Here is a 13,682-nt window from a genome sequence, read left to right on the forward strand (position 1 = left end):
GGCCGACATCCCCCGCGACAGCTCGCTGGAATTGTCCCACACTGGGGGGAGATGCGACGCGCCGTCCTGACGATAGCCACGCTGTCGGCGCTGTCGGGCGCCGCGTGCGCCGCCACGCTGACCGGCAAGGTCTACGTCGACACCAACGGCGACCACGAGCGCCAGCCCGACGAGCCCGGCGTGGCCGGGGCCGTGGTCGCGCTCGAGCGCGGCGTGTTCACGACCACCGACGCGGACGGCAGCTATCGCCTCGACGTCGCCGCCGCGACCGGCTTCGTGTGGGTGCGTGTGCCCGACGGCTTCCGGCCCGGGCCGGTGTGGCGGGCGGCCGACGGCCCCGACCTGGACCTGCCGCTGATCCCGCTGACGGCGGCCGAGGCCGCGGCGCCGCTGACCTTCGTGGTCGCGGCCGACTCGCACACCAACACGATCGCCGCGACCGATCCCTGGGACGGCGGCGACCTCGCCGACGCGATCGACCAGGCGATCTCGCTGCCGACGCCGCCGCGGTTCTTCACGATCGTCGGCGACATCACCCAGGGCAACGCGCCCGATCAGTTCGAGCGGGTCCAGGCGGCGCTGGCCGGCGTGACGGTGCCGTGGGTGCCGGTGGCCGGCAACCACGACTGGTACGACGGCGGCGGCACCTACCGCCGGTACTTCGGCCCCGACAACTACAGCTTCGACGTCGGCAACCTGCACGTCGTGGTCTGGGACGCCAACCTGTCCGAGCCGACCCAGGTGGCGTTCTTCGCCGCTGATCTCGCGCTGGTCGATCCGGCGATGATCGTGATCGGCCTGGGCCACGGCTCGCCCAAGGACGAGGTCGCCGATCAGCTCGCCGCGCTCGGCGTCGACTACCTGTTCACCGGCCACTGGCACGCCAACCGCAAGGTCGAGCGCACCGGCCTGGTCGAGTGGGGCACGCAGACCCTGGTGATGGGCGGCATCGACTCGTCGCCGGCCGGCTACCGGGTCGTCACCTTCGAGGGCGACACGCCGACGGTCGTCCACCGCGAGCGCCTGATCGAGCCACACCTCGGCCTGGTCGCGCCCAGCCCCGGCTCGTGCGCGCCCGCCGACGGCTTCGAGCTGCTGGCGGCCGCCGCGCTCGACGCCAGCGTCGCCGAGGTGACCGCGTCGATCGACTGCGGGCCGACGCTGACGCTGACGCCGGTCGGCGGCTGGACCTACCGCGCCACCGTCGGCGCGCTGGCGCCGGGCACCCACGCGCTCGCGCTCACCGCCACCACGCCGGCGGGCCGCACCGTCGACAAGCAGGTCCGCTTCGACGTCTGCGCGCCGGCCGATCCGACCCCGATCGTGGGCGCGTGGCCGCAGCTCGGCGGCGGCCCGACCCACCTCGGGCGGCAGCAGCAGGCCATCGCCCCGCCGGTGGTCGCGCGCTGGACCACCGCGGTCGGCGGCAGCATCGCGCTGGGCTCGCCCGTGGTCGCCGACGGCACGGTCGTGGTCAGCGTCGCGGACCGCGCCAGCGGCGAGCGCGGCGGCCTGGTCGCGCTCGACCTCGTGACCGGCGCCGTCCGCTGGCGCTACCAGACCCCGTACCCGCCCTCGAACGCGCCGGCGATCGCCGACGGCACGGTCGTGGTCGGCCTCGGCAACGGCGAGGTCCACGCGGTCGCGCTGGCCGACGGCGCCCCGCGCTGGACCTTCGACGTCGCCGAGGGCCTGCCGATGCTCGAGTCGGCCCTGTGGGCCGCGCCGACGATCAGCGACGGCACGGTCTACGTCGCGGTCCAGGGCAAGCTGGCGGCGATCGAGCTCGCCACCGGCGCCGAGCTGTGGAACCGCGATCGCGCGCCCGGCTACCCCTGGCTCGGCACGCTCGCGGCGATCGCGGTCGCCGACGACACCGCGCTGGTCGCGTTCAACCGCGACGACGGCCTGACCGGCTGGCGCGCGACCACCGGCGCACCGCTGTGGGCCAACACCGGCGGCGCCACCGTCGCGATCAACGCCACGCCGGTCATCGACGGCGCCACGGTGTACATGGTCAACGCCCGCGGCGAGGCCTCGGCCGCCGAGCTGGCGACGGGCCAGGTGCTGTGGACCACGAGCACGACCGACGGCGGCTTCGACTGGGGCTACAGCGTGACCGCGGCGCCGGCGGTGGCCGACGGCAAGGTGTTCGTGCCGACGCAGTGGGACGATCTGGTCGCGCTCGACGCGACGACCGGCGCGGTGCTGTGGCGTTACGCGACGCCGCCGGGCCCGCTCAACTTCGCCCACTACCGCTCGAGCCAGGCCGGCTTCGTCGCCAGCCCGGTCGTCACCGGCGATCGCGTGTGGCTCGGCCGGCCCGACGGCGCGCTGGTCGCGCTCGACGCCGCCGACGGCCGCGAGCGCTTCTCGGTCGACCTCGGCGCGCCGATCGCCAGCGCGATCGCCGCGGCCGGCGGCTACCTCGTCGTCGCCACCTACGACGGCAGCGTCCACGCGCTCGCCAGCGGCGCGGCGGCGGTGCCGACGACGCTGGCGCCGTGCGAGGCGCCGCTCCCGAGCGAGGCCGGCGGCTGCTGCTCGACCGGCGATCGCGACGGCCCGGTCAGCGCCGGCGCGGGGCTGCTCGTGGTGGCCGCGCTCTTGCGGCGTCGCCGTCGCCGGTGACTACGGCGAGATCCCGTACCCGTACCCGAGCGCGGCCTGCAGGTAACCGGCGTCGCCGTCGCCGCCCAGCAACCCGAGCGCGAGCCCCAGCCGTTGGGGCTGGGCGCCCCATTCGGCGACGCCGACCAGCTCGACGCCGAACCAGCGGGTCGTGCGATCAGGCGCCGGGTGCTTCGGCGCGGGCTCGGTGAGATCCCAGCTGAACAACGGGAAGTCGGTGTGCTCGTGCGGCTGGGGCGGCCGCGGATGGTTGGCGAACCAGCCCTCGCCCGCGACCACCGGCATCGACGCGCCGAACCACACCGCGCCGCCGCCGGCGATCGGGCGCGTGCCCGACGCCGCCGCCACGCCACCGTCGACCGTCAGGTAGCGAAGGCCGGTGTCGGCGGCGCCGTAGCCGACCCCGCCCGTGACCGTGCCCCAGCGGATGCCGGCCGGGTTCCAGGTCGCGAACCCGCGGGCAGCGCGCAGGTGCATGCCGACGAACTGCCACTGGCTGTCCTCGCTTTCCGCGTGGGCCACGGCCAGCGTCAGGCCCACGCCGCCGCGGACGTCCGGCGTCGCCTGCCAGGTGGGCCGCAGCTCGATGGCCCGCCCGGCCGTGGCCTCGGTGTAGACCAGCTCGACCATGACCGTGCCGCGCGGCAGCGGCACCGTGTCGTCGACGTGCGGCGCCAGCGGCGGCGGGGTGAACGACTCGCAGCCGGCCACCAGCAGGCACCCCAGCGCCAGCGCGCGCGGGCCCCGCGCCGACGTCGCCGCGGCGGTCCCGAACGTGACCGCCGCCGCCGATCTGGTCCGCGCGCGTCGCGTCACTCGCCGGTGAACCGCAGCTCGCCGACCGCCACGCCGACCGGCCCGGTCGCGGCGTAGGCGGTGGCCTCGGCGCTCGGCGGATCGATCGCGGCCTCGATGGTCAGCTCGTTGATGCCGACGTCGCCGGCGATGGTCCAGGTCAGGTTCGTGGCCTGCTCGAGCGAGCGGTCGGCGACGACCCGGCCGTTCCACCGCACGATCACCGCCTTGGTCGCCGCGCCCGGGGCGAGGTTGGGCTTGAGCCACAGCGACACCACCAGCGGCTCGGGGATGATGTTGGGGACCAGGAACGTGGCGCGCGGAGCGATCGTCCAGCGGACGCCGCCGAACGCCGCCTGTCCGGGCGCGAAGCCGTGGATCGCGAACTCGTCCTGGCGCGGGCTGCCGATCCGCCAGGTCTCCGCCTGGCCGTGCAGCGTGGCGCGCGTGTACTCGAGGCCCGGCACCCACGGGTAGGCGCCGACGACGCGATCCCAGGTCTGGAGCGGTACGTCGTGGCGCCACGCGAACCACGCCGTCGCCGGCAGCGCGAACGGGTTGCCGACCGCGCGGTAGACCGGCGTCGCGATCGTGCGCAGCGGCCGCGGGACCCGCCGGCAACACGACGGGCCGGTCCCGTACTGCGCCGGACGGCCGCCGTGCAGCGGCCACACCAGCGCCAGGTTCCACCACACGAACCAGCCGACCCCGACGACGACCGCGCCGTGGGCGAGCGCGCGCGGCCACCGCAGCCGCCGCACCAGGGTCGCGCCGAGGTGCAGCCAGGTCGCGAGCCCGACCACGAGCGGCATCGTCATCGAGCACAGCCGCCGCTGGCCGAAGCTGGCCTGGGCCCACCAGTCGAGGATGATCGAGTTCAGGTACACCTGCAGCGCCAGCGCCGCGAGCAGCCCGAGCGCGACCACGCGCGCCTGGGCGTGGACGCGCGGCCCGCGCCACGCCAGCACCACCAGCCCGAGCGCGCCGGCGTAGGCCAGCGGGTGGGTCGAGAGCCAGCCGTTGCGCGACGCGAACAGCAGCTCGAGCACCATCGGGTGCCCGGGGCGGGTGAAGGTCGCGCCCTGGGGCAGCGAGGTCCACTTGCCGAACATGTCGTTCCAGGCCGCGGCCTGCGGGATCAGCACGATCAGCGCGACCAGCGCCATCAGCGCCGCGCTCCCGACGACCCGCGCGCGCCACTGCCACGGCGGCGCGCCCTCGGGCGGCGCCGCCAGCAGCGTCAGCGCGACCTCGAACGCGACGACGACGCCCAGCCCCAGCTCCTGCGTGCGCATCAGCGCGGCGACGCCGAGCAGCCCGCCGAGCAGCAGCACCCGCCGGCGGTCCCAGCGCCCCAGCGTCAGCGCCCACGCCGTCAGGAACCCGGCGGCGCCGGCGGCGTCGAGGGCGTGGCTGTAGCTGGGCATGAACGTCGCGTAGTACGTGATCGACGTGCCCAGCAGGATCGCGGCGCCCGCGTAGGCGGGCCCCCAGCGGCCGCCGAGCAGCCGGCGCGCCAGCAGCACGCCGAGGCCGATCGCGATCATCGCCGCCAGCGCGCTCGACGCGAACACGATGCGCTGGTGCCAGAGCGTGTAGCCGTGGAGCTCGATGCCGGCGCCGAGCTGGTTGGCGACCACCGCCGTGCCCTGGGCGGTCCACAAGAGCGGGACCCACACCAGCGGCGGGCCGATCGGGTGCGGGATCGTCGGACGCGAGGTCCAGCCCTCGGGCGGACGGAAGGGATCGCCGAACCGGCCCAGGTCGTTCTCGAACCGGAGGTCGCCGTCGTAGGCCAGCGACCGCGCCATCAGGAACATCAGGTGGCCGTCGCCGCGGGCCAGCACCGGGCGGTACACGCCGTCGCCGCGCGGGGTCTTGGGATCGCCGCCCATGTCCTTGTTGCAGCCGTACATCAGCGCGATCAGGAGGAACGCGGCGGCCACCAGCGCGCGCGGCCCGCGGCCCAGGCCGACGCCGAGGCCGGTGAGCCAGCACGCAGCCCGGCGCGCGCGCGATCGTCGCGGGGGCACCAGCGCGGTCACGCGCGCATCCTACTCCAGCGGCGCAGGCGCCGGGCCGCGCGGTCGCGTAGTATGCGGGCGATGTCGTCTCGTGCCGGCGCCGAGAGCCGGGCTCGTCGGATCCTGCGCTGGCTGGCGCCGTCGCTGATCGCGACCCTGGCCGCCGCGGCGATCGCCGGGCTGATCGACGCCGCGACCTACGCCGATGGCCCGACCCGGATCGCGGTCACCGCCGGCTTCGCGGTCGCCCTCGCCGCGCCGGTGCTGCTGGCGCTGGCGCTGGCGGTGCGCGCCGCGGTCGCGACCTGGCGGCCGCGGGCGCTGATCGCCCGGCTGACCGACGCCGACGGCGCGGCGCCGCGCCTGGCCGGGTGGCTGCTCGGCGGCGGGCTCGGGCTGGCGCTGGTGGCGGTCGCGACCCACCAGACGGTGATCGTGCTGGCGCGCGCGACCGCGTGGAAGCCGCGCACGATCAGCGTGCTGTTCCCGCTGGTGATGGTCGCGGCGGTCGCGATCATCGCGATCGCGACCGTGCCGATCGCGGCCGGGCTGGGCCGCGCCCTGGCCGCGCTCGAGGCCTGGCGGGCCCGTCGCCGGGGCCGACCGACGCTGACGCCGACCGTGGTCCTGCTCGGCACCGCGCTGGTGCTGGCCGCCGCCGCCGCCGCGGCCTGGCTGATCGTGGTGCGGCCGCTGATCCGGACGCTCGCGCTCGACGGCGCCGGGTTCGTGGTCGTCGCGCTGGCGGTGCTCGCGGCCGTGCACCTGAGCTGGGGCCGGCTGCCGCGCCCGGGCCAGGCCGCGGTGACCGCGACCGCGCTGGTGCTGGCGCTGGGCCTCGGCGCCAGCGCGACCTGGGCCCGGCTGGCGCGCCCGACGCTCTTGCTCGGGCTGTGGGGCAACGACGGCTTCGGCGCGCTGGCGATCGACGTCGTCGTCAACATCCGCAAGGTCCGCGCGGCGGTGCCGGCGGCGGCGCTGCGCCCGACCCCGCGCCCGGGCGCGCCGCGGCGCGACATCATCCTGCTCACGATCGACACGTTCCGGCCCGATCGCCTCGCCGCCTACGGCGGGCCGGTGTCGACGCCGGCCTTGGCCGGGCTGGCCGCGCGCGGCACGATCTTCGATCTGGCGCTGGCGCCGTCCAACGTCACGCGCCGATCGCTGCCGGCGCTGGCGACCGGCGTCGCCGCGACCCGCGTGCGCGGCCGGGTCGCCGGCTGGGCGCTGCGCCTCGACCCGCGCCACATCACGATCGCCGAGCGGCTGCGCGCCGGCGGCTACCGCACGGTCGGGCTGTTCTGCTGCGAGGGGTTCTGGAGCGCGACCCGCCCGACCGGCCTCGAGGGCGGTTTCGGCGAGCTGGTCATCGAGCACGACGCCGACGCGCTGGTGGCGGCGCTGGCGCAGCGCCTGGCCGCGCGGCCGGCCGACGATCCGCCGCTGTTCGCGTGGCTGCACTTCATCGAGCTGCACGAGTGGGCCGGCGGCGATCCCGACATGCGGCCCGAGCACCGGCGGCTCTACGACGACGCGCTCGGCCGGGTCGACGCCTCGGTCGGGCGGCTGGCCGAGGCGATCGCCGCGCTGCCGCCCGAGCGCCAGCCGATCGTGATCGTCACCGGCGACCACAGCGAGGCCCTCGGCGATCACGGCCAGCCGTTCCACTCGAGCGATCTCTACAACTCGCAGGTGCAGGTGCCGCTGATCATCGCCGGCCCCGGCGTCGCGGTCCGGCGGGTCGACGAGGCCGTCAGCCTGCTCGATCTCGCGCCGACGATCCTGGCCTTGGCCGGGTTCGAGCCGCTGCCGCACCCGTGGTTCGACGGCCGCCCCCTCGACGATCTGGTGACCGGCGCCCGCGCGCCCGATCCCGCCGCGGGCCGCGCCTACGCCGCGATGATCGTCGATCGGTTCATGCGCACCGGCCGGCTGGCGCTGGTGGTCGGCCGCTGGAAGCTGATCCGCACGCTCGGTGGCAAGGACGAGCTCTACGATCTCGGCAGCGATCCGCGCGAGCTGGCCGATCGGGCCGCGACCTCGCCGGCCGAGCTGCGCCGGATGCAGGGCGAGCTCGAGGCCCAGCGCGCCCGCGACCGGGCGTCGCCGTTCTGGCAGTGACGGTCAGGGCGTCGCCGGGCTGGCCGTGACGGTCATCCGCGTCGCCGTTCTGGCAGTGACCGTCACCGCCGCGGGCGCAGCTCGACGTAGTCGATCGCCAGGACCTCGCCCTTGCGCGCGGTCGGCATGCGGAAGCCGATCCGGTGGCGGCCCGGGGTCAGCTCGACCGCGATCGGGTGCGAGGTGATCGCCCAGGTCGGGCCCGCGGTGGCCAGCGCGCGCGCCACGACGACGCCGTCGACGGTGACGTCGATCGCCGGGCTGCCCGGGTGGTCGACGATCGCCAGGTCGAGCGTCATCGGCCCGGCGTCGGCCGCGAGCGCCCACACCGGCAGCGAGAACCGCGCGCCCGGTCGGTCGATCGCGAACCGCAGCGCCTCGCCGCCCGACAAGGTCACGCCGCCGACCGCCGGCCCGGGCGCGCGATCGCCGAACCCGCCGCGGGCGTCGTCGAGCGGGTACAGCGCGCCGGCCTCGTGGCGCATCGGCGCGTCGGGCGCGAACTCGAGCGGCACGAACCGCGTCCCCTGCATGCGCAGCGGCCGCCGCTCGGGGTACAGGCGCGCGAAGCCGGCGTCGGCGGCGTCGCCCAGGTCCTTGACCACCAGCGGCCGGTTGTGACGGAGCTCGACCGGGTCGAACAACACCGTCGCCGGCAGGGTCATCGAGTCGACGAACACCAGCGCGTCGCGCAGGGCCGGCGCCTCGAGCGCGGCGACCATCGTGCCGCCGCCGGTGCGCGGGCGCTTGCCGGCGTGGGCGCGCACCGCGGGCCAGCTGGCGATCATGCCGGTGACCAGCACCGCCGGCAACGCCGCCGCCAGCGCGCCGGCCAGCGCCGCCGCCACCCGCGGCCGCGGCACCCGCGCCAGGAGCGCGCCCAGATCGACGACCGCGGCGGCGCTGGCGATGAGCGCGATCGGCCACGCCAGGTAGTAGAAGCGCGCCCCGTAGATCACGCCGTGATAGAAGAACAGGCCGTAGCCGACGACGGTGGCCACGAACACGCCGCCGACCAGCGCCAGGCCGCGCGCGCGGGCGCCGCCCCGCACCGCCGCGCCCAGCAGGCCCAGCACCGGCAACAGCGCCAGCGGCGTCCACCCGAACGAGTAGCGCACCCACGCGTCGAGGCGCTTCTTGCTGTTGGCCACCGCGTGCTTGGGCGCGAAGCCCTTGGGCCCGAAGCTCGTGCCCTGGGTGATCGGGCACTCGCCGACGCCGGGCCCGAAGCCGATCCGGAAGCAGTCGCCGCGCCGCTCCTTCAGCTGCATGTAGCGCTGCTGCGGCGGCAAGAACGCGTCGCCGGTGAGCGCGCGGTTGTAGAGCAGGTACGCGCCGGCGATCGGCAGCGCGCACGCGATCGCCAGCGCCAGCCGCCGCGCGGCGACCACCCGCCCGCGCGCCAGCGCCAGCCCCAACACCGGCACCAGCGCCGCGGCGATCACCACCGCGTCGAGCTGCCGGGTCGCGCCCAGGAACGCCAGCGCCGCGCCGCCAGCGCCGGCCCAGCGCGCGCGGTGTTCGGTCGCCCCGGCGACGCCGCGCATGAGGCCCAGCACCGCCAGCGCCGCCGCCAGCGCCGCGGTCGGGTGGGCCATGAAGCTGGCCGCGTTCATCAGCCGGAACCACGACGCCAGGTACAGGAGCACCACCACCCGCGCGCCGACGCCGTCGCGGCCGAGCAGATCCTCGGCCAGCAGGAACAGCACCAGCACCAGCGCCGCGCCCAGGATCGGGTTGATCCAGCCCGGCGCGCCGGCGACCTCACCGACCGCGAGCAGCGCGCCGTAGCCGGGCGGGAACACCGCGTACCACTGGTCGTGATCGTGGACGCCCCACGACACGTAGAAGAACTCGGTCGCCGGCGGCGACGGCGCGATCAGCTCGCCGTGCGCGAACGTCCGCGCGGTGTGCAGGTAGCCGAGCTCGTCGGGCACGTCGGGCACGCCCCGGGCGATCGCGTGGTGGGCCCACACCCCGGTGCCGAGCGCGACGATCACCGCGGCGCCGACGAACCACCGCCGCGGCGGCCACGCCAGCACCCGCGCCGGCGACCAGCCGCGCGCCGCCGCCACCGCGCCCGCGATCACGGCCAGCGCCACCGCGAGCCCGCGGCCGCCGCGCAGCGCCGGGCCGACCGCGTCGCCGATCAACCCGCGCGCGCCCAGCGCCAGCCCGACCGCGCACGCCAGCGCCACCACCGCGACGAAGCCGCGCGCCAGCCAGGCGACGACGCGCTCGATCACGGCGCGGCCGCCGCGGGCAGCGCCACCCGGATCGGGTTGATGATCGCGAACGGCACCACGCCGGGGCGGTGCTTCTCGACCTGGTAGGTGCCGGTCAGCCAGGTCGGCAGCGGCTCGTCGCCGCCGGCGTCGACGCCGATCCAGGTCGGGCCGGTGATCGGCACCTCGAGCGTCAGGCGGTGGCGGCGCACGCCGCGGGGCACCGGCTCGGTCCGCACCACCACGCCGCCGACGATCACCCGGATCGCGTCGGTGTGGACGTGCCGCGCCTGGGCCAGCTCGACGTCGATCCGCACCCGGCCGCTGGCCGCGATCACGGTCTGGCCGGGCCCGGCGCTGGCGCCGCCGGCGACGTCGACGACCTCGACGTCGAGCCACGGGCCGGTGGTCGCGACCGCGCGGCGGGCCCGCACCTGGGCCACGAACGCCGCCTCGTCGAACGGCGCGACCGTGGCCGCGCGCGGGTCGTCGTAGAGCACGTAGGTGCGCGCGACGCCGTCGAGGACGCCGTTCAGGTGGTGGGTGTCGCTGGTGCCGACGCCGGTGACCCAGGCGCCGTGGGCGATCAGCGCGTAGAAGTCGCGCACCCCCTGATCGCTGCGACGATCGCCGGGCGCGTTGAACGCGGTGTGCCCGGCCAGCACCTCGACCGCGTCGAAGTCGAGCGGGAACGGCGGCGGCCAGCGCACGCCGTCCCAGCCGGCGTTGTCGAACAGCGCGTACATGCGGAAGCGCGGGTGGTTGACCTGCACGATCGGTCGGCCCGGCTGGGCCCGGCCCCAGGCCATCAGCGCCGCCGGATCCATCGCCGCCAGGGCCGCGGCGTCGGGGCTGCCGCCGCGCGGCCCGGGCGCGACCGGCACCGGGTACACGCCCAGGTGCACGCCGTCGCTGCCCAGCTCGTTGGACGCGATCGACGCCAGCACGCCGTCGAGCCCGGCCGCCGTGATCGCGGCGTCGAGATCGCCGTTCGACGCGTGATCGGACAGCGCCGTGACCGCGATGCCGGCGCAGGCCTGGCTCATCGCCCGCAGGGTGTCGGGCACGCCCGAGTCGTTCGAGCGCGCGGCGTGGACGTGCAGGTCCGCGACCAGCGCGCCGTCGACCTGCCACGCCCGCTCGAGCGCGATGTCGAGCCGGGCCGCGGCGCCGGCCGCGAGCGTGACCTCGCCGTCCCAGAGCTCGTGCTCGAAGTCGCGCCACGCGGTCACGCGGTAGCGCCCGAGCGGCAGCGCCGGCGACGGCTCGCAGTCGTCGCCGCCGCCGACCGGCAAGGTCGCGACCCCGTCGGGCACCAGCACGCCGGCGACGGTGCCGATCGCGCGCGGGCCCAGCTGGCAGCTGCCCGTGGCCTGGCGCACGCCGCCGTAGAGCTCGGCCCGGCCCATCGGCAGCGGCGCGTCGCCGTCCCAGAACAACACCCGGGCCGCGACCGGCGGGCCGCCGAGGCCGTCGGTGATGCGCAGGGTCAAGGTCGCGGCTGCCAGCGGCCGCGCCTGCTTGCGACAGCCGCCGACCACCGCCGCGGCCGCGAGCGCCACGACGACCGGCGCGACGCGGCCGCGCCTCGACGACGACGCGCCCGGCGATGGACCTCGCGGCAGCTCGGACGGTGGGCGCCCCACGACGGCGCGTTGTACCACGCGCGGTCGTGGCGATTGCGCGGCTGGGGCCGGCGCGCCAGGATGCGCCGGTGCTGCGCTCCACCGCCCGACTCCTGATCCCGGCCCTCGCGGCCCTGTGCGCGTGCCCGGCCCGCGCCCCGCTCGCGCCGACGCCCACGCCGACGCCGTCCCCGCCCGAGCTCCCGGATCCGACGCCGACGCCGACGCCGACGCCGACGCCCACCGTCGACGTCGATCGCCCGGTCGACGCCGCCACCGTCGCGGCCGCGAAGGCGGCCCTGCGCGCCGCCCACCCCGACGCTGGCGCCCGCATCGACCGCGGCGTCGATCAGGTCGCCAGCCTGTGGCGCGCCAGCGACGGCGACCTCGTCGAGTTCGTCACCGCGCAGTTCGCGGCCAGCCCGGCCGAGATCGACGCGCTGTTCGCGCGCCTCGAGGATCGCCTCGAGCACGTCGACGGCCTGACCAACCAGCTCGGGCGCTCGCTGCGCTGGCACGCCGACGTCGACACCGGCCCGATGCTGCCGGTCGACGAGCTCCTCGCCGCGGTCGATCCCACCGCCCACGTCACCGACGATCTGTTCGCGACCAAGGTCGCGTTCGTGGCGCTGCTCAACTTCCCGCTGACCACGCTCGACGATCGCCTGCGCGACGCCGCGGGCTACAGCCGCCGGCAGTGGGCCGAGGTCCGCCTGACCGGCCGGTTCGACGCGCGCGTCCCCGGCGACGTCGCCGCCGCCGCCAGCGCCGCCGAGGCCGCCGCCGACGCCTACATCGCCGGCTACAACATCTGGATGCACCACGTCGTCTCCGACGACGGCCAGCGCCACTTCCCCAAGGGCAAGCGGCTGATCAGCCACTGGAACCTGCGCGACGAGCTCAAGGCCAACTACGCCGACGCCGACGCGCTGGTCAAGCAGCGCACGATCGTCGCGGTCATGGAGCGCATCGTCACCCAGACCATCCCGGCGGCGGTGATCGACAACCCGCGCCTCGACTGGAACCCGGTCACGAACGAGGTGACCGCCACGCCGGCCGCCGAGCTCGAGGCCGACGCGCCGGTCGATCGCCCGTCGACGCCGGCGACCGCGCCCGAGCCCGACGCCCGGTTCCAGCAGGTCATCAACCACCTCGCCGCCAAGCGCGCGATCGATCGCTACGCGCCCACCGCCCCGACCCACCTCGCGCGCGCGTTCGCCGCCGCCGAGATGCCCGAGCCGCGGGTCCGCGCGCTGATCGTCGAGCTCCTATCGTCGCCCAACGTCGCGCTGGCCGCCGCCGAGATCGAGCGCCGGCTGGGCCGCCCGCTCGGGCCCCAGGACCTCTGGTACGAGTTCGGCGGCGGGGCCGTGCCCGAGGCCACGCTCGACCAGGAGACCCGCAAGCGCTACCCGACGCCGGCGGCGTTCAAGGCCGACCTGCCGCGGATCCTGACCAAGCTCGGCTGGAAGCCGGCCGACGCCAAGGTCATCGCCGCGCACATCGCGGTCGATCCGTCGCGCGGCGCCGGCCACGCCATGGAGGCGCGCTGGCGCCAGGATCTGCCGCACCTGCGCACGCGGGTCGAGCAGGGCGGCATGGACTACAAGGGCTACAACATCGCGGTCCACGAGCTCGGCCACAACGTCGAGCAGTACCTGTCGCTGTACGAGATCGATCACACGCTCCTGGCCGGCGTGCCCAACACCGCGTTCACCGAGGCGCTGGCGTTCCTGTTCCAGGCCCGCGACCTGCAGCTCCTCGGCAAGCCCGCGCCCGACGCCGCCGCCGAGCGCAGCCGCGTGCTCGATCACTTCTGGAACACCTGGGAGATCGCCGGCTCGGCGCTGGTCGAGATCGACGTCTGGCACTGGCTGTACGACCACCCCGACGCCACCGCCGCCGAGCTGCGCGACGCCACCGTGCGCATCGCCCGCGCGACCTGGGACCAGTACTACGCGCCGGTGCTCGGCGGCGCCGGCGAGACCTCGCTGCTCGGCATCTACTCGCACACGATCTCGTCGCCGCTGTACCTGTTCAACTACGTGCTCGGCCACCTGATCGCGTTCCAGCTCGAGGAGCACCTCGCCGGCAAGGACGCCCGCACGTTCGCGACCGAGTTCACCCGCGTCGTCCACCAGGGCGCGATCCTGCCCGACACCTGGATGACCGGCGCGACCGGCGCGCCGGTGTCGGCGGCGCCGATGCTGGCCGCCACCGCCCGGGCCCTCGCCGGCAAGTAGCCATGGCCGGCGTGTGCC

At 76.0% G+C, this 13,682-nt stretch carries 7 protein-coding genes; 3 read left to right on the plus strand and 4 right to left on the minus strand.

The window, feature by feature from the left end:
• The first annotated feature begins 51 nt into the window (after positions 1-51).
• The gene (locus IPL61_05555) at positions 52-2,631 is read left to right on the plus strand and encodes a PQQ-binding-like beta-propeller repeat protein (GenBank protein ID MBK9030796.1); all 2,580 of its coding nucleotides are present in this window, start codon (positions 52-54) and stop codon (positions 2,629-2,631) included.
• On the opposite strand, the gene IPL61_05560 is transcribed toward IPL61_05555, so the two are convergent.
• Both IPL61_05560 and IPL61_05565 read right to left on the minus strand, forming a co-directional pair.
• A complete protein-coding gene (locus IPL61_05560; GenBank protein MBK9030797.1) occupies positions 2,632-3,447 on the minus strand; it encodes a hypothetical protein in 816 nt (271 codons plus the stop codon).
• The gene (locus tag IPL61_05565; GenBank protein ID MBK9030798.1) at positions 3,444-5,471 is read right to left on the minus strand and encodes a hypothetical protein; all 2,028 of its coding nucleotides are present in this window, start codon (positions 5,469-5,471) and stop codon (positions 3,444-3,446) included. The genes IPL61_05560 and IPL61_05565 overlap by 4 nt, the downstream gene beginning before the upstream one ends.
• A gap of 60 nt (positions 5,472-5,531) precedes the next feature.
• Here IPL61_05565 and IPL61_05570 point away from each other — a divergent pair, with 60 nt between their 5' ends.
• A complete protein-coding gene (locus IPL61_05570; GenBank protein MBK9030799.1) occupies positions 5,532-7,571 on the plus strand; it encodes a sulfatase in 2,040 nt (679 codons plus the stop codon).
• A 62-nt stretch (positions 7,572-7,633) separates the two neighbouring features.
• Here IPL61_05570 and IPL61_05575 read toward each other — a convergent pair whose 3' ends face one another.
• Together IPL61_05575 and IPL61_05580 are read right to left on the minus strand one after the other, a co-directional pair.
• On the minus strand, positions 7,634-9,817 hold the full coding sequence (locus tag IPL61_05575) for a hypothetical protein (GenBank protein ID MBK9030800.1): 2,184 nt from the start codon (positions 9,815-9,817) through the stop codon (positions 7,634-7,636).
• Positions 9,814-11,442, minus strand: coding sequence for a CehA/McbA family metallohydrolase (locus IPL61_05580; GenBank protein ID MBK9030801.1), 1,629 nt, complete (start codon positions 11,440-11,442; stop codon positions 9,814-9,816). Before IPL61_05580 ends, IPL61_05575 begins: the two co-directional genes overlap by 4 nt.
• A gap of 26 nt (positions 11,443-11,468) precedes the next feature.
• On the opposite strand from IPL61_05580, the gene IPL61_05585 reads away from it, so the two are divergent.
• Positions 11,469-13,664, plus strand: coding sequence for a hypothetical protein (locus tag IPL61_05585; GenBank protein ID MBK9030802.1), 2,196 nt, complete (start codon positions 11,469-11,471; stop codon positions 13,662-13,664).
• The last annotated feature ends 18 nt before the right edge of the window (positions 13,665-13,682 follow it).

It is taken from the genome of Myxococcales bacterium (assembly GCA_016717005.1).
Classification (GTDB): Bacteria; Myxococcota_A; Polyangia; order Haliangiales; family Haliangiaceae; genus UBA2376.